Here is a 24,509-nt window from a genome sequence, read left to right as displayed (position 1 = left end):
TAATACAATCCGTAAGAACCATAGTGAGATGCAAGGACATTTACTTCAAAAAAAATTTTGGTAAATGCCTCATCAGCAATTAAAATACTTCATCAATAGAAAAATAATGAGACCAATATGTTGCTTCGCTCTCGTCGCGCTTTACTCCTTTTAGGATTGTGGTTGACAGCCCTTACATCACAATTTGCCTATGCACAGTATCCAAATCGCACCATCAAAATTGTTGTACCGTACCCTGCAGGGGGTGGCTCAGATACGATTTCTAGACCTTTAGCTCAAAAATTAACTGCAGAGCTCGGTCAATCAGTGATTGTGGATAACAAAGGGGGTGCGGGTGGTAGCATTGCCATGGAATATGTAGCGAAGTCTGCCCCTGATGGTTATACCTTGATTCTCGGCTTAACGCCTCAACTTGCTGCCAATGTCAGCTTATTTGACAAACTACCCTACGATTTACAAAAAGACTTCACGCCAATTACACTGTTGGCGGATGGTCCTTACCTGTTAGTCGTAAATCCGAATGTGCCCGTCAAAAATGTAGCGGAACTAATCGCTCTCGCTAAAGCGAAGCCATTAGAACTAAATTATGCAACCTCTGGCAATGGCAGTGGAGCGCACCTAGCGGCAGAGTTATTAGCCAATATGACGCAGATTAAAATGGTGCATGCTCCCTATAAGGGAGGAGCACAAGCACTTTCCGATGTTTTAGCTGGTCATGTCCAGGTATTATTCACGCCCCCGGTCAGTGCAACCCAACATATTCAAAGTGGCAAATTACGCGCCTTAGCTGTGACTGGATCCCATCGTTCGGCAGGTTTACCCAACATTCCAACCCTGTCTGAAGCCGGAGTCCCAGGTTACAACTCTGGAGTTTGGTACGGCGTCATGGCGCCGGCTGGCACCCCTAAAGAAATCATCGCGAAGCTCAACCAAGCTTTTCTGAAGGTCCTAAAACAACCTGACTTTACAGCATTGCTCATCTCAAGTGGTATTGATCCCATTGGTAGCACGCCCGAAGAACTGACACAATTTATCAATAAGGAAACTCTTAAATGGTCGAAAATCATCAAAGCAGCGGACATCAAAGTTCAGTGAGTCCCATTTGCCCATGGCATTCACTCGGTTATATTATTCCTCATAAATATACCGATCTAGACGCCTACCAATTTTATAAAGTAGCGCCTGAAGGCATGCTACTCGTGACCACGGGGCTCAATTTGGCGGAATACACATTAGCTTCCGTAGAAGATCAAATGCCAGATTTCTATCAAGCTTTAGACCTATTGGCCAAAAAGCCAGTTGATCGCATTTCTTTAAGTGGCGTACCGGTGGCTGCCGCCCTTGGCCGTGATCGGATGTTAAAACTGCTAGAGGAAGGCTCAAAGCGCACTGGGCTAGTTTGTGACACCGATTTAGAAGCGCATATTGCAACTCTCCATCACCTTGGAGTGACAAAAATTGCCATTGCCTCAAGGTGGTCAGACGCTGTCAACGAGGGATTAACTGAGTATTTACGGCAAGCCGGTATTACCGTTTTAGCGATTCGTTCAAAAGGGCGCTCACTTGCGCAAAATAAATCAGCTAGCGCCCTAGCCGATCATGAACTAGCAATCGCGCTTGGGACTGAAGTAATGACGGCCGCACCCGAGGCACAGGCCCTTTTAATGCCGGGTGGCTTATGGTTTGCCATTCATGCAGTGAAAGTCTTAGAGGATCAATTTAATAAACCCGTCTTACTCAACATTTTGAGTACAACGGCAAGTGCGCTGCGGGCTTATGAAAAATCTTCGGGCTTAGTTGCTCCCAAAGCAGATCCTCGGTGGGGTAAAGTTTTGTCGAATGTTTAAGGCCAGATGAAGGCAAAAATGAAGTTGCAGTAGGAATTTCAAATATCCTTCTAACAAACGACAAAAATCTAAGGTATGCTATGAATAGTTTAGATTGATTTTTATACAATTTTTTTATTATTAGGAAAACATCATGAAATTAAGATTAATCGCAATTTCTACCCTGGTTGCTGCTACTGCTCTCACTGCAACGATCGTAAATGCTCAATTTGCTAAGCCAGATGCTGCTATCAAATATCGTAAAGCAGCTTTCACTGTTATGGGCACACACTTTGGCAGAATTGGCGCAGTAGTTAAGGGTGAAGTCCCTTTCAACAAAGAAGACGTCGCTAAAAATGCAGCAATCGTCGCTTCCATGTCCCATTTACCATGGCAAGGTTTTGGTCCTGGCACTGAGGGTGGTGATGCATTACCATCAGTTTGGTCTGAAACAGCAAAATTTACTAGCAACTCTGAAAAATTAACTGCAGCTACTGCGGCTCTAAATACAGCCGCACAAAGTGGTGACTTGGATGCAGTTAAAAAAGCATTTGGTGCTGCCGGTCAAGCTTGTAAAGCTTGCCATGATGATTTCAAGAAAAAAGGTTAATTGAAATCATCTTGTAAGTTTGTATGGGATTGCGTGCATCATTACTTTTTGATCACCAAAAAATAAAATCCCGTAGCAATCACGACGAGTATGACCAACGCCAACCCACGAACTCCCCAATGATCTTTTGAGGGGTTTAAAGCGGTTGGCGTATTTGTATCTTCTGAAGACAAGTCCTTATCACCCGTCAACATAGGGCGAATTAAATCTTGCTTCTTCACTTTTTGGTAATAAAAAATAGCCAGCAAATGTAAGCCAACGAGTGCGTATATCAAATTCGAATTGAACTCATGCAACCCCGTTAACCAACTAGCAATTTCTGAGGACACGAAATGCGACAGAGGACCTTGGAAACTAATTTCATCATCCGTGAATAAGCCAGAGCTAGTTTGCACCAAAACCACCAAGAGTAACCCAAGCACGGACAAAGCGCCAAGTGGATTATGCCCAAGCTTGTCATGCACTGGGTGCTTAATAAATGCCTTTAATTGGCCAAGGGTTGGCACAAAATTAGCAAAGCGCGCATGCTCTGGGCCGACAAAGCCCCAAACAATACGGAAAATGACCAAAATACAGGCTGCATACCCAAACTTCGCATGTAATTCTGTTTCATCTAAATTGATGGTTATAAAAGCACCTGTAATAACGATCGCAAATAACCAGTGAAATAATCTAGTAGGTAGGTCCCACACGCGAATTTTTTTTAACATATTGATTCCACTTGACGGTTTTGTAGATTAATCAATTATAGGTATTTTCAAAAATAACACCTATCGTTTAGATGGTTTTGAGCAGATATTATCGAAGGATTGACCCATTCATAGCGTACTTGAATAAAAGTGTCTCGATGAACGCTGATCTACAGATGGCAGGCAATTTCAACAGCAAAAAATTCACTGTGAATAAAAACTCATTTCCAGGTTTTTATGTAAAAATACTCATAATTCTTTCTTAACCTTGTATTAAGAACCCAATCTCCCAACACGATAGCGGTTTCATCTTGAGCTTTTTATCACCTGAGTTTGCCTACCTTGCACTCGTTTTTTTTCCAATCTATTGGCTACTATCTAGTCGGCCAACATTGCAAAAACTATTTCTGCTCGCAGGTAGTTACAGCCTATATGCAAGCTGGTCAATTAAAACCGCTATTTTTTTAGGTATCTATAGTGCAATCATTTGGGCTTTGGGGACTTGGGTCCAATCAGGGGTAAATACTTCAAAACGATGGAAACTGTCCGCTAGTTTTCTCTTTGCGCTCTCTCTTTTATTTCTTACTAAATACTATGAGTTTTTTAGAGAGTTACTACTTCAACTGTTAGTTCAACTTGGCTTGCCTGCTTTTCTACCGGCCATCGATGTCATCGTACCCGTCGGTATTTCTTTTTTCACTTTCCAAGCGATTACTTTTGTGTTTTGGAAATACCAATCCAAAGTAAAAGTCTCCTTATTAGACCTGCTTTTATATCTTTCTTTTTGGCCCACTTTGTTTGCGGGTCCGATTATTCGGGCTAAAGATTTTCATGAGCAACTGCATGGTCGCCACTTTGGTCAACCGTTAGCGGCTCAGAAAGCGATCTACTTTATTTTTTTAGGCCTGTTTCAGAAAATGGTCTTAGCCACATGGCTCGCCACGCAGTATGTGGATGCAGTGTTTAAGTATCCTGAAGAGTATTTGGCAATCGATACACTACACGCAATCCTCGCCTACACTTTACAAATCTTTTTAGATTTTTCTGGTTATACCCTGATCGTTACTGGCTTTGGTTTATTACTCGGTTTTACCTTACCGTTGAACTTTGCGCAGCCTTATCTAGCCAATAACTTAAGAGAATTCTGGCAACGTTGGCATATTTCTCTCTCGAACTTTATTAAAGACTTTGTCTACATTCCAATGGGTGGTAACCGCAGAGGGTTTGCATGGTCACAGTGTAATGTTTTGATAGCCATGGTGGTGAGTGGCATTTGGCATGGTGCAGGTTTAGGCTTTTTAATTTGGGGAGTCATCCATGGTTTAGGGCTTGTCTTGTCGAATATTTCTCGCCAATATGTGCCCATACGTTTGCCCAATTTTTGTGGGCAAGTATTTACTTTCATTTTTGTTGCATTTGCTTGGGTATTTTTTAAAGCTTCCTCCGTAGAAAATGCGCTGAGTTTATTGTCACGCCTCAACGCATCAATGGGTGAATTTAAGACCGAGTGGTTGTATCTTTGGTTATTTAGTATCTTGTTTATGTTGCTGAGTAAATATGCATCTTGGCTTGAGGTTCAATGGATTGATGTTGTTCGCCGCATCAATTTCTGGCTCCTGATTCCAGTATTATGTGCGCTTGGATATTTACTCATTGAACTGTCTCCCGAAGGAGTTCCTTCGTTTATTTATTACCAGTTTTGATGGCTAAACCTTTCACACCCCTTCGCTTAGTCATCTTATTTGGATTGATCATTTTGACCAATTCTATACTCTGGTTGGACTCTCTCGACAACTACTTCAATAATCGAGACCATATTCAAGTCAGCAACTTTATTCCAAATTGGTTATTTTCGCCCTCTCAACAGTTGCATCTTCAAAAAAAGTTGATCCCCTTCAGCACCTCAGATAGCAAACCACAGAAGCATATCGCTGAAGAGTCACCAATACCAATTATTCAGTTCAGCCAGACTACCGGCAGTGTTCCTAAGGTGCTCTTTGCGGGGGACTCTTTAATGCAGGGAGTTGCACCGATTGCTATTGCCGAATTGAAAAAAATATATCCCAATGGTAAATTTGTTGACTTATCGCAGCAAAGTACTGGATTAACGGTTCGAAGGTATTTTGACTGGCCCAAGAAAATTGCAGAGGAAAGTTTGCGACAAGGCTTTAACACCGTAGTGATTTTTCTTGGCGCGAATGATCCTTGGGATATTTATGACAATAAAGCGCGCTATATTTTTCCATCTGACGAATGGCAGGATGCCTACCGTCAACGTGTGAATGAAGTGCTAGTCTTTGCCCAAGCGCATCAGATTCATATTATTTGGGTAGGGCTACCCAACATGGATGTGGAGCGCGTCAAAAATGGCGCCATTCTACAAAATAGTATTTTTGCATCTGAAACCAAAAAATATGATTTTGAGTTTATCTCTACTGAAAGCATTTTGGGGTCACTCGATGAGCCTTTCAAAAAATACCTACAAGATTCTCAAAAGGGCGCTATCCTGATCCGCGGGAATGATGGTATTCACTTTACGCCATACGGTTATCGCTTAGTGAGCAATCAAATCGTTCAATCATTCAAGGAGCGGTTTTAATGCGGTTCAAGCTTCTCACTATTTTTAGTATGCAGGCTTTTTGTCTGACCTTTACGCTGTGCGCGCAGGCTCAAATCCAGTTGCACTTTAATAATCAGGAACAGTTGCCAGCTGCCCTGATCTGTCCTGGACAAAAACCTTTAAACACGAAAGCAGCCTCGCCAGTTGCAGAAGAACAGTTAAGTTTTCCTACCCTAGACGACATCAGTACCGCCTTAGTGAACAATCCAGAAAAACACTTAGATAACCATTCAAAACTGACTCCTATCAATTTGGCAAAAAATCTCCAGCAACCTATAAAAATAGGGATTTGGGGAGATAGTCATCTGGCTGCTAATTTCTTTTCTGAGGAATTAATCAAATCAATTGGCTTTTCCAAGGAAGAGGTTTTACCCTCTTTTTTTGCGGCCAATATAGGTCGAGCTGGAGTAAGACTCCCCCTCAAAAAAACTTGTTTGGGTGGCGGGTGGAAATATAGTTATGCTTACAATACCCCCTCGGAATTTCCGATTGGTATGCTAAGAATGCAAGCCAAGAATAAAGAGAGCTACCTTTGGTTGGATTTTAGGACGAATAACGTCGGGAATGCACCACTTCAGTCTCTGGAAATTTTGTTAAATCCAAACGGCTCAGAGGAGCGAACGATCTTAGCAATCACCATAGACGACTTACCCAACGAATCCTTTATTGATGTAGGTAGTCAAGGCCAGATCAAGATTGATGCAGACTTCCCAATTTCTACCATCAAGATTCGTTTGATACATGGCAGTCTAAGTCTAGACGGTTTCATCCCACGTTATACGCAACCTGCCAAATTAATTGTAGATAATTTAGCAATTCCTGGCGCAACCTTCAAATCCTGGACGAATCTCACTCAGCCAGCCGGTTTTAAACCGACCTATGATTTAGTCTTTTTAGGTTTTGGCACTAATGAAGGAAATAATCCTAAATTTGATAGCGCTATGTATCAAGCAGATCTTCAACTGGGCCTAGCTAACTTTCGGCGCTTATACCCGAAAACTGCTTGTGTCTTAATCGGCCCACCGGACCGTGGCATTTTGGTTGCGAATACCAAGAAATCAAAAAAAGCTGCTAAACCTCGTCAGCCAGCCGATTTATTAAAATACGCCAAAGTTCATGCACAGATTGCCGCTATTCAAGCTACCGAAGCGGGTATTGCAGGTTGCTCATTTTGGGATTGGCAAAGCGCGATGGGGGGATTAGGGTCTGCCTACACATGGGCGTTCGAACAAGCGCCACTCATGTCCAAAGATCTAACCCATCTGAGCCTGCTAGGTTATCAAAGAAGTGCTCGTCAGTTGAGTGTTGATTTTCAACTGAAGAGTCTACTCAATCCCTAAACTTTGACCTTTTCACGTACCTCAGGCACAAAAATTTCATCAATCGCCATTTTCCTTGAGGTGATACCATGCTCAAATGCATACTGGGTAAAGGCTTCCAAGGTACTCGCATTTTCATTAAAGCCATACGGCCAAAAATCTTTACCTAAAATGGATTGGGAAGCTAATGCATAATCAGCAGACCATGGAATGGGATAGTACGAAGCAGTAATATCTGCAGCACGCTCTAAACTACGATCTTTGGCTAATTCAAAAGCACTCATCAAACTTCTCGCAATCCAAGGATTCGCTTCATAAACCGTCCGTTTAATGGCGATCACATGCATGATAGGAAAAATTTGTGTGCGTTGCCAGTATTCCAACTCTACCTCTCGGTAATTAGTAAATAGGCGCTTCACCACCTCAGGATGATGAATAAAAGCGTCTGGTGCGCGCGCGGATAACGCCGCATCTATCTCGCCGCTCAGTAACATTTGTGAGATGCTTTTATCAGGACAGGCTGTGTAACGGATGCCTTGCGGCAAGTTCAATTTCACTTTTTCGCGACGCCCCGGATCATTCACGCCTGCTTGGAACCACTCAATGGAAGTCAGGTCAACGCCATATTCATGTGCCAGCATCCCCCTAGAATAGATGGAAGCCGTTTGCGCCCATTCCGGAATACCAACTTTTTTACCAGTTAAATCTTGTGGAGTTTTAATATCTCCATCTTGTCTTACATAAATAGACGAGTGCCTAAATGCTCTTGAGGGAAAGACTGGGATTAACACCAACCAAGGGTTTGGTTGTGAAACCATCGCTAAGGCTTTAGCAAAAGAAACCTCTGAGACATCAAACTCTTGAAATTTAATAAACCGAAAAAACATTTCTTCGGTAGGCACATTAATCGGACGCACTTCAATACCGTCTGGAATCACCCTACCAGTAGTTAAATCACGCATGTGATCATAATCACCGACTGCTATCGATAAAGGTAAATTGGCCAAAGCGTACTCCTAATAATGATTGAAAAAAGTTTTTTAATTCAGTTTTAAATTTAATTTTTTAATGATGCTGCTGTACTTGAGTTGATCTTTTTTAATTAAATTTGAAAATTCTTCTTGGGTTGTGATCAGTGGTTCTATGCCACCGGCTTTAGCTAGCGCCTCGACCATCTCAGGGTCAAGGAGCGCCTTATTGACTTCTTGCCTTAACTTTACAATGACTGCGTCCGGCGTGTCTTTGGGGGCAAATAAACCAATCCAGATCGTATTATCAAAGCCTGGATAGGACTCGGCAATGGTGGGTACATCCGGTAAATCCTTAGAACGTTTTAGGCCAGAAACTGCGATCGCTTTCAGCTTCCCAGATCGAATCAAATTCGCATTCGAAGTGCCTGAAAACATCGCAATACTTTCACCACCAATGGTCGCCGTAGTGGCTTCAACACCACCTTTATAAGGTACGTGAAGCAAATCAATTTCAGCTCGGCCCTTCAACATTTCCATCGTTAAATGATGCTGACTGCCATTCCCACCCGAAGCATAAGCAGCAATAGGATTAGCCTTTTTTGCATAGTCAATAAACTCAGCTAAATTCTTCACCGGTAATTTACTGTTGATTGCTAAAACAAATTGATTACTTGCCAGCGTAGCCACTTGCCGAAATTCGTTATTGGCGTTGATTGATTTGGGGTAAAGGTAGGGATTGATCACAAATAAACTATCCATCCCAATGAGTAAGGTGTAACCATCCGCAGGAGAATGAGAAACGACATCCGCGGCAATATTGCCATTCGAGCCAACCTTATTCTCGACAAATACGGAAACCCCCATTTGGTTGGTCAAACGATTGGCTAAAGCGCGTCCCACAAGATCCGGGGCTCCGCCAGGAGGAATCGGCGAAATCAGGCGAATGGACTTATTCGGATAATTGGATGCATTGACACCAGAGTTACTTTGACTAGAAACAGCACTCGCAAACAACATCAATCCACACAGCATCAACAACTGAGAGGGCTTTAGCCCTCTGAAGCGAATGAGTTGGTTCATCACTGGCAGTAGTAGGAAATTAACGAATTACTCAGCTTTAATATTCGCTGACTTCACCAATTTACCAAATTTAGCGAGGTCAGTTTTGATCAGATTCCCGAGGTCATAAGGATTACCGTCATACGCTTCTACGCCAGCATTCGATAAGTTTTCTCTAACAGCAGGATCAGCTAAGATTTTTGTGACCTCAGTTTGCCATTTTTTTACAATCTCAGGCGGTAAATTTGCTGGTCCCATTAATGCATACCAAATCGAATCATCAATCGACTTTAAACCCTGTTCAGCGAAGGTTAATGATTGTGGCATTAAGTTATAACGCTTGGCAGTGGAAATGCCGACCGATTGCAAACGACCTGTTTTCACATATTGTGAAACAAGATTAGCGCTCACTACGGCTAGCTGAACTTGACCCCCGACTACATCAGTTACAGCTGGGGCACAACCTTTATAAACAATATGATTGGCCTTCACGCCGGTTTCAAATTTCACGAGTTCCATCAAAATATGTTGGGGCGAGCCGATGCCACAGGAACCGTAATTCAGGGAGTTAGGATTGGCCTTAGAGTAAGCGACTAAATCTTTTAAATTTTTGATCTTCGAGCTCTCACTCGCCACAATCGACATGGGCGTAAGGCCGAGCACCATAATCGGCGTCAAATCTTTTTCAGGATCGTAATTCAGTTTTCCAGAAATAGCGGCACTCCCCACCATCGTCGAATTTTGCATCACTAAGGTATAACCGTCACTTGGTGCGTGAACCACAGCCTCTGTACCAATATTGCCTGAAGCGCCGGGGCGGTTTTCAATCGCAATGCCCTGACCCCATAGTACTTGGAGTTTGGCACCAATTGCGCGAGCTAAAATATCTGAACCGCCACCCGTGGCATAAGGCACAATCATTTTAATTGGTCGAGTAGGATAATTACTTTGTGCTTGAACACTCATTGCACTCAAGCCAACAATACCAATTAAGCACGCAAGGCTGTTTTTTACATAGTTAGAAAACATCGGCATCTACCTTATTTAGTTTTTACTCAACTTGATCAGCAACTTGGCCAACCCAAAGGTCCCAAGCCCGTTTAATCTGTCCTTCATTAGTTACCATCGCATTATGGGCTTCTTTTTCATGCAAATAAGTAATCGGCGCATTCATACCCATTGCAGTTAACTGCAATTTGGCATTTGATTCTGCATAGTACGAGCGGAAAACAGCTACTTCAACACTTGGGGCAACAATCGTTGCGCCATGTCCACGCATTAAAACGCAATTAAAACCACCTAAAGATTTCGCCAAGGCTTCGCCCAAATACTTATCTCTAATTAATAGATCGTTATCTTCACCAACTGCGTCACGAATTTCAAACAAGGCTGTACCACCGCCGAGGAAACCACTCATGTGATAGATGGGTTTTAACTGAGTACCTGTAACACCAAAAGGAATCACGCTAGCAGAGTGACTGTGGACAATCGACATCACATCAGGACGACTACGATAAATCTCACTATGAATAAAACGCTCTAAATAGGAACGCTTATCGGTGGGATTGACGATATCTCCATTCAAGTCCAAGCAAAGAATATCATCTTTGGTTACCCGCCCAGGAGCGCGGTTGGCAGAAAGTAAAAAATGCTCGGGCGAGTTATCTAACCGACAGCTAATGTGTCCAAAACCGTCTAAAACGCCAAGATGATACAAAATACGATTGCCTAAAACGACTTTTTCGACAAGATCAGGGTTCACTAAAACGGTCATTTGACATTCCTTTCAATTGATTAGCACTGATTGGACTAATTGGAAATACCCATTCGAGTTTTGTCCCCCAAACAATGTTTTTATGAATTTATACTAGATTTAAAATAATTATTTATCATATCATTTTAATGATTTGAATCAAATCATTGGGATTTATACATATATTTACGATAAAAATCATCGAGACAGCCTATGCCCAAGAATCAGCCAGCCGTATTAATCGTCGGTGCAGGCCCTGTAGGACTTGCCAGTGCAATTGAACTTGGCCAACGTGGAATTGCATGCTTAGTAATTGAGCGCAATGAACGGGTCGGTTATGCGCCGCGGGCAAAAACAACCAATGCCAGAACCAGAGAGCATTTTCGTCGCTGGGGTATTGCGGATCAATTACGTAAAGCATCTCCTTTGGGCCTGAACTATCCATCGAATGTGGTGTTTTGTACGCGTTTATCTGGTTATGAGTTAATGCGCTTTGAAAACTCCTTTTATTGTGCCCCCGGTCGGAATCCTCTTTATTCGGAGCATTCACAATGGATTCCTCAGTACACCGTCGAAGAGGTGATGAGAGCCCATGCCTTGACCTTACCTAGTGTAAAAATTCTGTTTAATACCGAGTTACTAGAAGTAGAAACCTCACCGCAAAAGGTAGTGGCCAAATATAAAAATCGTCAATCGGGTGAGATTTCTGAGATTCATTGTGATTATCTAATTGGCGCAGATGGCTCTCGCTCAAAAGTAAGGGATGTGATCAACGCCAAGATGGAAGGACAGCAGGGTTTATCAAAAAACTACAATATTGTCTTTAGTGCCCCTGGCCTCGATAAAGCCCATGAACTTGGGCCGGCCATTATGTACTGGCAAGTGAACCCAGATGCGCCAGGCTTAATCGGGCCAATGGATCGAGATCGTTGGTTTTTCATGCCAACGGGTGTCGATAAAGACAAAAAGTTTGATTTAAATGGCGCCACGGAACTAATAAAAAAATCAACTGGGATTAACTTACCCTACGAAGTGCTCTCCTCAGATGAATGGATTGCTAGCCGATTAATCGCCACTCACTATAGCCAAGGCCGCATTTTTTTAGCTGGTGATGCCTGTCACCTGCACCCACCATTTGGTGGTTACGGCATGAATATGGGAATCGCCGATGGGGTTGACCTCGGCTGGAAAATTGCTGCCAATCTTCAAGGTTGGGGCGGGCCTGAATTACTAAATAGCTATGAGCTAGAGCGTCGTCCTGTGCATGACCTGGTGATGAATGAAGCAGTCGTCAATCATGCCGTATTAGGCAACCAATTATGGCAAGAAGGCTTAGAAGACGATAATGCACAGGGTCAGTCTCTACGACAGCAAATAGGCCGGAAAATTGAACAATCCAAGATGCGTGAATTCACGACCTTAGGGGTTATTCTTGGTTACCGTTATGAGCATTCTCCAGTCATGTTGTACGACGGCAAGCCCTACCCTGAGAACGACTTCATCAACTATGTTCCTTCCTCAAGAGCTGGTTGCCTGGCCCCGCACGCTTGGCTACACGATGGCTCCTCACTGTACGATCATTTTGGCCTTGGTTTTACGCTATTACTATCCGACCTTGATCCTACAGGGCAAGCCCAGCGGTTGATGAGCATTGCTCAAGAGTTACAAATCCCACTCAAAGTCATTCAACCAACCGAATCTGCCATCGGCCAACTTTATCCAAACCGCTTCACCCTCATTCGTCCCGACCAACATGTAGCCTGGACGGCTGATGAAATACCTGAGGATGCTAAAGTATTCTTATATAAAATTAGTGGTCAATATTAAAAATTAATAAATCATCTCTCTTTAGGAGGAGGCAATCATGCGTTTTTTTACAAAAATAGCTTTATTCTGCGGCTTCATCTCGTGCGCTCTGAATGCTCAGGCACAAAACTATCCAGATAAACCCGTTCGGATTGTCACTTCATTTTCAGCAGGTAGTGGACCAGATGCGCTGATGCGAAATGTGGGCGACAAAGTGGGCAAGCAAGTAGGCCAAGCCATCATTATGGATAATCGTCCAGGAGCGAATGGTTGGTTAGCTGTCGACGCGGTAAAAAAATCACCCGCAGATGGTTACACCTTTTTACAAGTGGACAATACCCACGTTTCACTACAACAGCATTTATTTAAAAAAATGCCCTTTGATTTTAATAAAGACTTTGAACCTGCGACACCTCTTTATTGGACCAACTTCTTTATCGTTGTACCAGCAAACTCGAAGTGGAATAGCGTGGGTGATCTGATTGCCTCAGCGAAAGAAAAAAGTGGTGCGTTAACTTTTGCCTCTTGGGGTGTTGGTAGTGCAGGACACGTTGGCGCGGCCATGTTTGAAGCCGAAACTAGCACGCAAATGAATCATATTCCTTATAAAGATTTGCCTTCCGTCTATAACGCTGTTGCCAATGGTGAAGTTGATTGGGCCTTTGGTACAGCTGCTTCTGCAGGTCCGCTGTACCGGGCAAAAAAGGTGAAATTTTTAGGTATTGCCGCACCCAAGCGTTTAACTGGTTACCTCGATATACCTACTGTTTCTGAAGCTGGTGGGCCAAAGAATTTTGAACTAAAAACGTGGGTTGCCATTTACGCTCTCAAAGGTACTCCTAAAGCTGCAATTGATAAGTTCAATCAAGAAACGCTCATTGCATTAAAAGATCCTGATGTCCAGAAGAATATGTCCACTTTTGGATTTGAGCCTTGGCTTACCAATCCTGCGGAAGTCGCCAGAGAAGCAGAACTGCAATCGAAGAAGTTTGAAATCGTTGTCAAGCAAGCAAAAATGTCGATTGAGTAAACAACACTAGAAAGTCTTCTAATGAAAAACCACCCTACTTGGATCCCAAAATCTCCCCTCCTATTGCTTGGGGTGATCACCTCCGTCATCACGATGTTTTCTTCTGTAGTGCATGCTCAGTCTGATGCTCAAAACTACCCGAGTAGACCAGTTACTTTAGTGGTACCGTTTACCTCTGGTAGTGGCAGTGACACGATTGCACGGATTATTAGCCCTAAATTAGCGGAGCGTTGGAAACAAGCTGTCATTGTTGATAATAAACCTGGTGCGAGTGGTAACTTAGGTACTGATAAAGTCGCAAAATCTCCGCCGGATGGGCTTACTTTATTGATGGCAATTGATACGATTACGATGACACCGTCCATCTATAAATCCTTGCCCTACGATCCAATGCGAGATTTAGCGCCAATTGCTAGATTAGCGGTAGCTAGTTACGGTTTAGCGATTAACAACGACGTACCGGCAAAAGATCTCAATAGCTTATTTACGCTCATCAAAAGTAAGCCTGGGAAAATGAACTATGCTTCTCCTGGTAGTGGGACCCCACATCACCTATCGATGGAGCTTTTAAAAAGTATCAAAGGTCTAGATTTGGTTCATGTACCTTATAAGGGTTTATCAGGCGCCCAAACAGATTTAATTGGTGGTCAAGTGCAAGTCATGATTGCTACTTTTAATTCTTTATTACCTTTCGCTAAATCAGGTAAAGTAAAAATGCTTGCCGTAACAGGGTCCAAACGTTCAGAGTTATTGCCGGAAATCCCAACTTTTTTAGAACAGGGCATCCCAGAGTTTGAAAATCTGTTCCCTTGGTATGGTGTTTTAGCTCCTGCAGGCACCCCAAAAGAAATTCAAAATAAGTTGTACAAAGACTTCACCGAAGTCATGGAATTAGACGATGTCAAAAAACAATTAAAAGATCAAGGGATCTTCGTCAACATTCTCAACGCTGAACAACTCAGTACTTTAATGAAAAATGACATGCAACGCTGGAAAAATGTTGTAACTCAAGCACACATCACCCAAGACTAATAAAGATAAATTATGGACACCAATCAACCTTGTATTGATATTTACAATCATGTCATGCCTCTCAAATACTTAGAGGAAATGAAAATTCACAGTAGTGATCCTGGCCTCGCCAAACGGATGAGTAGTTTGAAATTACTTTGGGACATTCCTGCCCGAGTAGAAATGTTGAAAAAATGGCCACATGTCAAACAAATTCTTTCTCTCGCAGTGCCTTCCCCTGAAATGTTAGGCGGACCTGATTTATCTCCTCAATTAGCTCGCATTGCGAATGAGGGAATGTATGAAATGTGTCAAACATGGCCGGATCAGTTCCCAAGTTTTGTGGCTAGTTTACCCATGAATAATCCCGCTGCTGCACTCGAGGAAATGGCATTTGCGATTGAAAAAATGGGCGCTGTCGGAGTTCAAATCTTAACGAGTGTGAATGGTCGAGCGATCGACAATCCTGAATTTTTGCCGATTTTTGAGCGCATGGCGAATCATTATCAGTTACCTATTTGGATGCATCCCATCAGGCTTGCCAACAAACCCGATTACGTCGATGAGGAAAAATCGAAATACGAGTTCTGGCAAGTATTAGGCTGGCCTGCTGAGACGAGCTTGGCGATGACTCGGATGGTTTTTTCAGGCTTATTTGATAAGGTGCCTGATTTAAAACTGATTACTCATCACTGTGGTGGCATGTTGCCCTATTTCGGGGGACGAGCAGAAACACTATGGGCGCAGTTAGGTGCAAGAAGTTCCGATGGTGCAGAAAAAGATGTTTTAAAGAACTTAAAAAAAGCTCCGATTGACTACTTTAAGATGTTTTATGGCGACACGGTTCTAGGCGGCTCTGCCTCTGCCCTGCGTTGTGGCTTAGATTTTTTTGGTAGCGAGCAAGTTGTATTTGCTAGCGACTGTCCATTTGATCCCGAAGGTGGCGAGATGTATATTCGGGAAGGGATTAAATCCGTGTTTTCTGTGGGCCTTTCCCCAGAGGATATCCATAAAGTATGTTGTGGGAATGCAGCCCAACTCATGAAACAAGATTTTTTTAAATAAATTACACAATTCACGGAGATATTATGTTCATCGAAGCAAATGGGATTCAAATGCATTATGAGTTAGATGGCAATCCCAATCGACCTTGGCTCACCATGGTCACCGGCATCACAAACGACACTACCATGTGGGTCGATCAAGTCGCTGCCTTAAAAGATGATTTTCATATTCTGCGTTACGACCTTAGGGGCCAAGGCAAAAGTTCAGCAACGCCTGCTCCCTATTCCATCGAATTATTAAGTGCCGATTTAATTGCTTTATGGGATGCCCTAGGTATTCAACAAAGCCACCTTACCGGTCTTGGTCTCGGGGCTTCTATTGCCTTAGCGATGGGTGTGCATCATTCTGAGCGCTTACTCAGCCTATTACCTTGTTGTTGTAGAGCAAAAATGGTGCCAGAGTTTGCGGCGATGTGGCATCAATTAATGGCGACAGTCAAACAAGGTGGCATTGAAGCGATTGTTGAAAACACTGCGCAAAGATGGTTTTCTGAGTCCTTTAAACAAGCCTATCCAGAAAAGTTAGAAGCAGTGCGGCAAATGATTCGGGGTACTAGCACGGAAGGTTATTTAGGAGTTGTCAGTGCCTTTGTGGGACTTGATGTAGAGGATCAATTGGGACAAATCAAAGTACCGACCATGTTGATGGGTGGTGCAGAAGATAAAGTGGGGGGACCGGAACCGATTATGCGAGAGATTGCGCAAAAAATTCCGAATGCTTATTACACACCTGTGCCAGGAGCTGCACATATTGCCAACTTGCAAAATCCAGCGGGATTTAATGAGATCATGAAGAGCTTTTTACTCAAAGTCTCTCAGGGCTAAGACAAACAATTATCAAGATAACAATAATAAATTACGATCAAACTCATTCAAGGAGACAGCATGATCCAGCAGAAACTTTTACGTAAAGGTTTATTCATCAGCTTAACTGGGCTGATGCTTTTTAGTTCACTTCCAAGTATTGCTCAAAACTATCCCAACAAGGTAGTCAAAATTATCGAACCAGCTGGCCCGGGTAGTGCTGTGGATAATGCAGCAAGAGATTTAGTACCTGGTCTCACGGAATTGTTTGGTCAACAAATTATTATCGACAACAAACCAGGGGCTAATAGCTCCATTGGCGCCGCAGAAGCAGCCCGTGCACCGGCGGATGGGTATACCTTATTCCATGGCAACGTCAACAATGCACTCAATGATCTTTTAACCAAAAATTCTTGTTGTAAATTGGGTGATGCCTTAGAACCAGTCACCCGCGTTGTGAGCGTGCCTCTAGTGATGGTTGTTCATCCTTCCCTGGGTGTAAATAATTTAAAAGAATTTCTCGCACTGGCTAAATCAGATCCACAAAAAATCACTTCCGCCTCAGGTGGTGCTGGCTCCATTACCCAACTATTGGGTGAACTCACCAAATCAAGAGCTGGCATCAAAATGACCGAAATACCTTATAAAGCCATTGGCGCTGAAATGCCTGATTTATTGGGTGGACATGTCATGGTGGCTTATTTAGCACCAGTAGTGATTGCACAGCACATTAAAAGCGGTAAATTAAAAGCATTAGGCGTTGCTGGGCCGAAACGTATTAATATTATTTCGGATGTGCCCACCCTTGCAGAAGCAGGTTTAAGCGGCGTAGAAGCATCTGGTTGGAATGGTATTTTCGTGCCAAAAGGGACACCACCCAATGTCATCACCAAATTATTTACTGACCTCAATAAAGTAATGAGTACTGATGCCTATAAAGCACAAGCTGCGACGTATGGCTATGACATCGGTAGTGATAGTCCTGAAAGCTTTAAACAGTTTGTCCGCAGTGAAGTCACCAAGTGGGACAAAGTGATTAAAGACGCCAACATTAAAATCGACTAAATTTTTTCATATCTCATTCATACTCTATTAGAAAGTTATCGAAATGCCTTACGCTGATATTCGTGGTGTACAAATTTTTTATGAAGTCATTGGAACGCAAGGTCCGTGGTTAGCTTTAAATTCTGGTGGACGCAATAGCCATCAAGAGATGGTGTTATTTGCTCAAACGATTGCTAAATACGGTTATCGCGTAGTAGTTCATGACCGCAGAAGTTTAGGTGCCTCCCAAATGCTCTTTGAGGGTGATGAAGGCGAAGAAGAAATTTGGGCCGATGACCTCTATCTGCTCATGAAAAGCTTAAATGCCCTGCCTGCATTTTTCAGTGGCTCATCAGCAGGTGCAAGGCTTTGTATGCTTGTAAAACGCAGGCACCCCGAGGCAGTGCGTGGTTTACTGTTAATGCGTGTGACGGGCGGTGAATTTGCGGCAGGTCGCTTACCTACCATGTACTATTTGCAATACATTAATGCAGTCAAAGAAGGTGGCATGGCAGGACTTTGTGAAACACTGCCCTATCAAGAACGATTAGCTCTCAATCCTGCGAACCGAGAGTATGTAATGAAGATGGACCCCAAGGTTTATATTGCACAAATGGAACACTGGTTAGGCAAGTTTTTGCAAGGTCCTAGAAGCCCTGTCATGGGGATGGAAAACGCTGAATTAGCTGCTTATCAACTGCCTGTCTTAGTGGTGCCTGGTAATGATAAAACCCATGCCAGCGTGAATGGTATTGCTGCAGCTGAATTAATCCCCAACAGCGAATTATTTCAGTTGCCGATAGAAGATCAAGATATTGATTTGATCCATTTCCCGATGTGGAAGGACTACTATCCACAAATGGCAGATAAATTTCACGAGTTCATGCAAAAACATTCGTAAAGATTACCGAAAATCATCTCTTTCCCGTTGGAGAAGAGGTGATTTTACCGGCAGATTTACCGGCAGAAATAATTTAAAATATTATCTTTTTATTTACTTAAATAACTGTTATTATTGATTATTATTTAATTTTTAACCGGCAAATTTACCGGCAGAAATGAGTCAAATCATAACTTCTCATTATTCTAAAATTCATCAATTTGAGCCTTTGTTGCCACAAACAAAGCTGGAATCATTAAATCCGAAAGCGATTGAGATTATAGAAAGGTCTTCTCGTTTAGGTCTTGGAATTCACTCGAGTACTCTTGCATCGATTCAAGAACTAGTTCGGTCTATGAACTCTTATTATTCGAACCGTATCGAGGGTCAAGGCACGCATCCAGTAAATATTGAACGAGCCTTAGTAAAGGATTTTTCGGATAAGCCGAACACTGCAAAACTTCAAAGAATTGCAGTTGCTTACATTGAAGCGGAGAAAGAACTTGAAAAGTTTACGACTTTAGGATTGGAAACCACTCTTAGTTCCTCCATTTTAGTAGATGCGCATCAGGCATTGTATAGTCGTCTCGCACCTCAAGACAGAACCACTCCTGATGCTAGAATTATTGAGCCTGGGCAGATTCGAAAAGAAGATGTAACTGTTGGTATCCATGAACCTCCAATTTGGACTAGCGTACCTAATTTTTTAGCAAGAATGGATAATGTTTACGCAAAATCAGTGAGTTTTCAACAAGGCCTCATTGCCATTGCATGCGAACACCAACGTGCGATGTGGGTTCATCCGTTCCTAGATGGTAACGGGAGGGCAGTACGTTTACAGACGCATTTAAGTCTACTTCCCCTAACAAAGGGACTTTGGTCCATGAATCGAGGGCTTGCTCGCAACCGTGATGCTTACTACGCATACCTTTCAGCAGCTGATTCACCAAGACAAGGTGATCTAGATGGCAGAGGAAACTTAAGTGACAAATCCTTATCGAAATGGTGCGATTGGTTTCTAAATATTGCAAATGACCAAGTAAGTTTTATGGAAAAAATGCTTGAACTGACAAAGATGAAGAATCACATTGAAGCACTTATCATTTTTTGGTCAAGCCAGGATAAATTAATTCGCAAAGAAGCAATAATACCCCTATACCACCTGTATTTAACTGGCCCCTTAAATAGAGGCGACTTCTTACAGATGACCGGACTAGGTGAACGTAATGCTAGATCATTACTATCTCGTTTGATTCAAATTGGTTTAATTAAAAGTAAAAGCCATAAATCACCTGTCCAATTCGCCTTTCCTTTAAAGGCTCTTCAGTTTTTACTACCAAATCTCTATCCTGAAGCAGCTACAACAAGTGATGACTAACTCATTAGACTTTGCCAACACTTAAAAGTTTTGCCTATGAATTAAACCTAAACTTTTGCCATCAGGCTCTATGTATAATTTTTTGATTGATTAACTCAGAATCAGGATTGAAAGAGTAACAAATATGCGCAAATTTACTTATATATCATTCACTTTAATTCTTACATTGGGACTGTATGCCTGCTCCCCTTCTAAAAATAATCCAGCGGTAGATCTAAATAAAGCAAAATGGGTCGACTTATCGCATGCCTATGATCAGTCCACTCTTTACTGGCCTAACAATGTAAAAGGTTTTGAACATACGGAAGAATTTAAGGGGTTGGCAACTGTATAAATAAACATATCTTTTTATTGCCTTTCATCATAAAATATCATCATGAAATTAAGTGTTTGGGCAAAAACTAAAGGTGTCTCTTATCGCAGTGCGTGGAATATGTATAAAAGCGATAAGTTACCCGTTCGTTCAGAGCAATTGCCGAATGGCACCATTCTTGTTTTTCCCGATGATGAGCCGGTGCAAACTGCAGCCATTTATGCCAGAGTCAACTCTGGCGACCAAAAGAAGGATTTAGATAGGCAACTATTAAGATTAGTAGACTATGCAATAGAACACCAAATCCTCATTTCCGACAAGGTTAAAGAGATCGGCTCAGGAATGAACGGTCAGCGCAAAGGATTGCTACGCCTACTTGCCAATAAAAATATCAACACCATTATTGTTGAGCATCGAGATAGATTAACGCGTTTTGGATTTAGCTATCTTGAAGCAAGCCTGAAAGCTAGCGGTCGCAAAATCATTGTTGTTGATGAAAATGAAGTCCAGGACGATATCGTACGAGATTTGCACGAAGTGATTGTGTCGATGTGCGCAAGACTATATGGCAAGCGTTCTGCGAAAAATAAGGCCGATAAAGCGATTGGCGCTATTCAGTTGGACATCAACGATGACTGAATCATCGGTTTTTACTTACCAAACTCGCTTGGACTTAAGCCCTGAGCAACTGTTAGCGTTAGATGCGCTTTGTGATTTACATTCGCGTTTAGAGCGAAAGCTGTATGCTATGCAAAAAGCGGAAAATCTTACGCGTAATGAATTAAAACGCTACTTTATTGAACATTTTGGTATTTCTGCGCGAATGTTTAATAGTATTGCGATATCCATTGATGGAAAAAAACAATCCATTAAAGAGTTGTTAACAAGATATATTAGCGAGACAAAGGTTCGCATTGGCAAAATGCGGATCAAGATTACTAACCTTAAAAAGAGAAAGTCTTTATCTCAGAAGCAATTATTTAGCCTCCATCAGTATCAGCGCAAGTTAGCCATATTGATGAGCAAATTGTCTGATTTTGAAAAGCAAAAAGAAATCAAATCGTATGCTATTTGCTTTGGTACACGCAAACTCTTTCATGCCCAATACCATTTGGAAGCCAATGGCTATCAAAATCATGAAGAGTGGCAAGCTGATTGGCGGGCTAGTCGCGCCAATCAATGCTTTTTCGTGGGTTCTAAAGATGAGAGTGCTGGCAATATGCTTTGCCAGCTAAAACAGGTCGACGGTCATTTCAGTTTGCAACTTCGCTTGCCAGATAGCCTCAATCTTGGAAAATATCTGCATATTACCGCTTTAGATTTTGCTTATGGCAAGGACAATATTCTTGCGGCGATCAATTCTTGTGTACGCGTAGAAAGAGCGGATGGCGATATGCGAAAGGGTAAACAGCGCATAGGCAATGCGTTGACCTACCGCTTTGTGCGAGATCAAGCAGGTTATCGTCTTTTTGTTTCTACCAATGTCATTGCACCCAAAAGAATCAGCAATCGCAATTGTGGTGCTATTGGCGTTGATTTGAATAGCGACCATCTTGCAGTATCGCAAATTGACCATCGCGGTAATTGGATATCGAGTAGTCAATTGCCTTTGCATTTGCATCACAAAACTAGCCGTCAGGCAGGCGCCATCATTGGCGATCAAGTAAAGGTACTGGTTGAGCTTGCCAAAAACACTTGCAGGCCAATCGTGATGGAACAATTGGATTTTTCTAAAAAGAAAGCAGCATTAAGCAAGTCCAATCCTGATTATGCTCGGATGCTTTCCAGCTTGGCGTATAACAAAATAATCCAAACCATTAAAGCTGCGTGTTTTAGAGCGGGGATCGAGGTGATTGAAGTTAATCCTGCCTTTACCAGCACCATCGGCGCAGTCAATTACGCGCAAGCACATGGTTTATCAATTCACCAAGCCGCTGCAATTGCCATTGCACGGCGAGGTTTAGGCTTTTCTGAGAACCCGACTAAGCGAGTGGTCTTTGTGCCAACTCGCAATGGTTCACATGTCACTTTCCCGTTACCTGCAAGGAATCACAGGAAACATGTATGGAGTCACTGGTCTGATATTCGGAAAAGTCTGATAGCCGCGCAAAAAGCGCATACACAGTCAGGTAATTTGCCTGCGCCCTTGAGCTCAATGAAGAACTTAAGCAGTGCTAACTGTGTATCGGGAATGCAAATGCCACGGGTTAGTCAGGGTTTACTGTTGCCTGACGTTGACCAAATTATTCCTTTTTAGGAATAAAAGTCAATATTTTTTTTAACGGCAAACGCCGGGTAATTATTTTTACTCGTCCTATACCATTAGTACACCTGAGCATGGTGGAACCCATTTAGATGCGCCTATTCATTTTGCAGAAAAAGGTTGGACTGTTGATCAAATTCCTCTCAGTTCACTCACAGGCCATGCTGTCGTGATTAACGTGAGTGCTAAGACGCAAAGTAATCCTGATTACTTGATTAGTCCTCAAGACCTGGTGGATTGGGAAAAAACAAATGGAGTGATTCCTAAGGGAAGTATTGTTTTATTCAATACAGGCTATGCCAAGTTGTATCCCAACCGAAAAGAATATTTTGGTACCGATAAAAAAGGCATGGAAGCAATCCCAGAATTACACTTTCCGGGTATTTCACCGGAGGCAAGTACTTGGCTAGTCGAAAACAGATTACCAAAATCGGTAGGGATTGATACGGCGAGTATTGATTATGGCCAATCAAAAGATTTTCAGACTCACCGGATTCTGTTAGGCAACAATATTTCAGGATTTGAAAATCTAACAAATTTAGATGCTCTACCAGTAACCGGGGCTTACATTATTGCTTTGCCAATGAAAATTGCTGGTGGTAGCGGTGGCCCACTACGGATTGTAGCGGCAATAAAAGCTGATTAAATAATGATTGCTGGAAGCGAAGATAGCAAAAAGCTCCTGATGGTTACTTCAGGAGCTTTTTTTTTCTAAACTTTATCAGGCACTAAAGCTTTACCAAGCAGGATTGAGTCCGTATTTTTTAATAATTGGCACTGCTTTAGGTGTTCTTAAAAAATCCATCCAAGCCAACACTAAATCTTTACTCTTTGGCGTATCCATCAAGACAAAAGAGAAAATAGTCGTACTGTTGAGCTCAGCAGGTAATGGGCCAGCATAATCAATTTTTGGAACGGATAAAATTTCTGGAATTTGTTGTAAGGCAATCTCAATCTCACCGCGCTCGACTAATGCGCCAACTGGTTCACCTTGCACAATTTTCAATTTAGGTTTTAGGGCTTCAGCAATGCCCATTCGATCAAATAAAGCGGCCAAGTAAACGCCACTTGGACCCGTTGAATAACCAACCGACTTCGCATTGAGTAGTGCTTCTTTCGTCGACTGCGCAGTACTTAAATCTGGTTTTTTTGCACCCTTTGGAATGCCAACGCCAATGGCAGATTTCACATAATCTTGACGCGTACCATTCAAAAGCTTGCCTTCTTTCATGAGTTGTTCAACGTTAATTGAAGACATAATCACTAAATCAAACTTTTCACCCGCCTTCAAACGATTCATAATTTCAACCGTTGGCAACCAAAGCGTGTTAATTTTTTTGCCTGTGATTTTTTCAAACTCAGGTTGCATCTCCAAATAAGCCTCTTTAAAGGCTACTGAAGCCATCACATTGAGATCAGCAGCCATGATCGTTTGTGATAAGGTTCCTAACAAACAAAAGCTCAAGGCACCTAACATTTTTAAAATTCGGTGTGACATGATGATCTCCCATATGATGATTTATAAATTGAACGCTCTTTTAATGTCCGACATGTAATGCATTTAAAAGTCTTGAGACCATGTTGTAAGAAGCAATCGTGGCAACTACCTCCAACACTTCTTGATCGTTGTAATTAGCCCGAATCGGCGCAAAAACTTCATCTGGCACTTGAATTTGCAAGGTCATCACGTCAGTTAAACGCAGCACAGCCATCTCAAGCGCATTAAAAATTGGTAAGATTTGTTCAAATGTTGGCGCTTTTAAGGCGTCTAATTGTTCATTAGAAAGTCCTGCTTTTAAAGCATGCGGAACATGCGCATCAAACTCATAAGGAGCACGGTTAATAATTGCAACACGCAAAATAATCATCTCACGCAGCGATGCGGGTAATGAGTTTTTATTACGAATTGCCGTTAATAAAGTCTCCCAGCCGTGCGCAATGGCGGGGCTATTCAATAAAGTTTGATAAAGAGGTGAGATTCTGCCTCTTTCTTTTAAGATGTTCGCTTCAATTTCAGCTAATTCAGGACGACTACCGGGTACTACTGGCGAGATTCTTTTTTGCATTTC

At 42.4% G+C, this 24,509-nt stretch carries 25 protein-coding genes; 18 read left to right on the top strand and 7 right to left on the bottom strand.

What is annotated here, in order from left to right; genetic code table 11:
* Positions 1-117 precede the first annotated feature (117 nt).
* From B8983_RS00815 to B8983_RS00805, 3 genes are all read left to right on the top strand, one after another.
* Positions 118-1,095: a Bug family tripartite tricarboxylate transporter substrate binding protein gene (locus B8983_RS00815; RefSeq protein WP_084281960.1), complete on the top strand. Its 978-nt coding sequence runs from the start codon at positions 118-120 to the stop codon at positions 1,093-1,095.
* On the top strand, positions 1,053-1,847 hold the full coding sequence (locus B8983_RS00810; protein ID WP_084281959.1) for an aspartate racemase/maleate isomerase family protein: 795 nt from the start codon (positions 1,053-1,055) through the stop codon (positions 1,845-1,847). The genes B8983_RS00815 and B8983_RS00810 overlap by 43 nt, the downstream gene beginning before the upstream one ends.
* A 133-nt stretch (positions 1,848-1,980) precedes the next feature.
* Positions 1,981-2,436 carry a c-type cytochrome gene (locus B8983_RS00805; RefSeq protein WP_143736052.1) on the top strand — a complete coding sequence of 152 codons (456 nt, stop codon included), beginning with the start codon at positions 1,981-1,983 and terminating at the stop codon, positions 2,434-2,436.
* A 41-nt stretch (positions 2,437-2,477) separates the two neighbouring features.
* Here B8983_RS00805 and B8983_RS00800 read toward each other — a convergent pair whose 3' ends face one another.
* On the bottom strand, positions 2,478-3,146 hold the full coding sequence (locus B8983_RS00800) for a cytochrome b/b6 domain-containing protein (protein ID WP_084281957.1): 669 nt from the start codon (positions 3,144-3,146) through the stop codon (positions 2,478-2,480).
* A 290-nt stretch (positions 3,147-3,436) separates the two neighbouring features.
* Between B8983_RS00800 and B8983_RS00795 the strand changes: the two genes are divergently transcribed.
* From B8983_RS00795 to B8983_RS00785, 3 genes are read left to right on the top strand one after another with little or no spacing between them, the layout of a single operon-like run.
* Entirely contained in the window at positions 3,437-4,828 is a 1,392-nt protein-coding gene (locus tag B8983_RS00795; RefSeq protein WP_159460776.1) for an MBOAT family O-acyltransferase, read from the top strand.
* 53 nt (positions 4,829-4,881) lie between these two features.
* Positions 4,882-5,724: an SGNH/GDSL hydrolase family protein gene (locus B8983_RS00790; RefSeq protein WP_159460775.1), complete on the top strand. Its 843-nt coding sequence runs from the start codon at positions 4,882-4,884 to the stop codon at positions 5,722-5,724.
* Positions 5,724-7,085, top strand: a complete 1,362-nt coding sequence (locus B8983_RS00785) for an SGNH/GDSL hydrolase family protein (RefSeq protein ID WP_084281954.1) — start codon at positions 5,724-5,726, stop codon at positions 7,083-7,085. Before B8983_RS00790 ends, B8983_RS00785 begins: the two co-directional genes overlap by 1 nt.
* On the opposite strand, the gene B8983_RS00780 is transcribed toward B8983_RS00785, so the two are convergent.
* Genes B8983_RS00780 through B8983_RS00765 form a run of 4 tightly spaced genes read right to left on the bottom strand, consistent with a single transcriptional unit; the run spans position 7,082 to position 10,868 of the window.
* On the bottom strand, positions 7,082-8,071 hold the full coding sequence (locus B8983_RS00780) for a PhnD/SsuA/transferrin family substrate-binding protein (protein WP_084281953.1): 990 nt from the start codon (positions 8,069-8,071) through the stop codon (positions 7,082-7,084). The genes B8983_RS00785 and B8983_RS00780 overlap by 4 nt on opposite strands.
* Positions 8,072-8,104: 33 nt before the next feature.
* On the bottom strand, positions 8,105-9,115 hold the full coding sequence (locus B8983_RS00775; RefSeq protein WP_084281952.1) for a Bug family tripartite tricarboxylate transporter substrate binding protein: 1,011 nt from the start codon (positions 9,113-9,115) through the stop codon (positions 8,105-8,107).
* A gap of 27 nt (positions 9,116-9,142) precedes the next feature.
* On the bottom strand, positions 9,143-10,123 hold the full coding sequence (locus tag B8983_RS00770) for a Bug family tripartite tricarboxylate transporter substrate binding protein (RefSeq protein ID WP_159460774.1): 981 nt from the start codon (positions 10,121-10,123) through the stop codon (positions 9,143-9,145).
* Between the two features lie 22 nt (positions 10,124-10,145).
* Entirely contained in the window at positions 10,146-10,868 is a 723-nt protein-coding gene (locus B8983_RS00765) for a class II aldolase/adducin family protein (protein WP_084281950.1), read from the bottom strand.
* Positions 10,869-11,060: 192 nt separating this feature from the next.
* Between B8983_RS00765 and B8983_RS00760 the strand changes: the two genes are divergently transcribed.
* The 12 genes from B8983_RS00760 to B8983_RS00705 all read left to right on the top strand — a co-directional run bounded on the left by B8983_RS00760 (position 11,061) and on the right by B8983_RS00705 (position 23,086).
* Entirely contained in the window at positions 11,061-12,674 is a 1,614-nt protein-coding gene (locus B8983_RS00760) for an FAD-dependent monooxygenase (RefSeq protein ID WP_084281949.1), read from the top strand.
* A gap of 37 nt (positions 12,675-12,711) precedes the next feature.
* Positions 12,712-13,683, top strand: a complete 972-nt coding sequence (locus B8983_RS00755; RefSeq protein ID WP_084281948.1) for a Bug family tripartite tricarboxylate transporter substrate binding protein — start codon at positions 12,712-12,714, stop codon at positions 13,681-13,683.
* Between the two features lie 21 nt (positions 13,684-13,704).
* A complete protein-coding gene (locus B8983_RS00750) occupies positions 13,705-14,715 on the top strand; it encodes a Bug family tripartite tricarboxylate transporter substrate binding protein (RefSeq protein WP_084281947.1) in 1,011 nt (336 codons plus the stop codon).
* 12 nt (positions 14,716-14,727) lie between these two features.
* Positions 14,728-15,759 (top strand): amidohydrolase family protein, encoded by a 1,032-nt coding sequence (locus tag B8983_RS00745; protein WP_084281946.1) that lies wholly within the window; start codon positions 14,728-14,730, stop codon positions 15,757-15,759.
* 23 nt (positions 15,760-15,782) lie between these two features.
* Positions 15,783-16,583: an alpha/beta fold hydrolase gene (locus tag B8983_RS00740; RefSeq protein WP_084281945.1), complete on the top strand. Its 801-nt coding sequence runs from the start codon at positions 15,783-15,785 to the stop codon at positions 16,581-16,583.
* A 60-nt stretch (positions 16,584-16,643) separates the two neighbouring features.
* Positions 16,644-17,627 (top strand): Bug family tripartite tricarboxylate transporter substrate binding protein, encoded by a 984-nt coding sequence (locus B8983_RS00735; protein ID WP_084281944.1) that lies wholly within the window; start codon positions 16,644-16,646, stop codon positions 17,625-17,627.
* A gap of 43 nt (positions 17,628-17,670) precedes the next feature.
* Complete coding sequence (locus B8983_RS00730; protein WP_084281943.1) at positions 17,671-18,507, top strand: alpha/beta fold hydrolase; 837 nt, start codon at positions 17,671-17,673, stop codon at positions 18,505-18,507.
* A gap of 334 nt (positions 18,508-18,841) precedes the next feature.
* Positions 18,842-19,864: a Fic family protein gene (locus B8983_RS00725; RefSeq protein WP_234986834.1), complete on the top strand. Its 1,023-nt coding sequence runs from the start codon at positions 18,842-18,844 to the stop codon at positions 19,862-19,864.
* A gap of 124 nt (positions 19,865-19,988) precedes the next feature.
* Entirely contained in the window at positions 19,989-20,198 is a 210-nt protein-coding gene (locus B8983_RS00720; RefSeq protein WP_084281941.1) for a hypothetical protein, read from the top strand.
* Positions 20,199-20,240: 42 nt separating this feature from the next.
* Complete coding sequence (locus B8983_RS00715; RefSeq protein ID WP_084281940.1) at positions 20,241-20,816, top strand: IS607 family transposase; 576 nt, start codon at positions 20,241-20,243, stop codon at positions 20,814-20,816.
* A complete protein-coding gene (locus tag B8983_RS00710; protein ID WP_159460773.1) occupies positions 20,809-22,434 on the top strand; it encodes an IS200/IS605 family accessory protein TnpB-related protein in 1,626 nt (541 codons plus the stop codon). Before B8983_RS00715 ends, B8983_RS00710 begins: the two co-directional genes overlap by 8 nt.
* A gap of 64 nt (positions 22,435-22,498) precedes the next feature.
* The gene (locus tag B8983_RS00705; RefSeq protein ID WP_084281938.1) at positions 22,499-23,086 is read left to right on the top strand and encodes a cyclase family protein; all 588 of its coding nucleotides are present in this window, start codon (positions 22,499-22,501) and stop codon (positions 23,084-23,086) included.
* Between the two features lie 90 nt (positions 23,087-23,176).
* On the opposite strand, the gene B8983_RS00700 is transcribed toward B8983_RS00705, so the two are convergent.
* Together B8983_RS00700 and B8983_RS00695 are read right to left on the bottom strand one after the other, a co-directional pair.
* Positions 23,177-23,938 carry a molybdate ABC transporter substrate-binding protein gene (locus tag B8983_RS00700; protein WP_084281937.1) on the bottom strand — a complete coding sequence of 254 codons (762 nt, stop codon included), beginning with the start codon at positions 23,936-23,938 and terminating at the stop codon, positions 23,177-23,179.
* Positions 23,939-23,978: 40 nt separating this feature from the next.
* A complete protein-coding gene (locus B8983_RS00695; RefSeq protein ID WP_084281936.1) occupies positions 23,979-24,506 on the bottom strand; it encodes a carboxymuconolactone decarboxylase family protein in 528 nt (175 codons plus the stop codon).
* Positions 24,507-24,509 lie beyond the last annotated feature (3 nt).

Source organism: Polynucleobacter kasalickyi (assembly GCF_900176405.1).
In the GTDB taxonomy this organism is placed as follows: Bacteria; Pseudomonadota; Gammaproteobacteria; order Burkholderiales; family Burkholderiaceae; genus Polynucleobacter; species Polynucleobacter kasalickyi.
The sequence above is the reverse complement of the archived record's forward strand: the minus strand, read 5'-3'. Positions and strand labels throughout refer to the sequence as shown.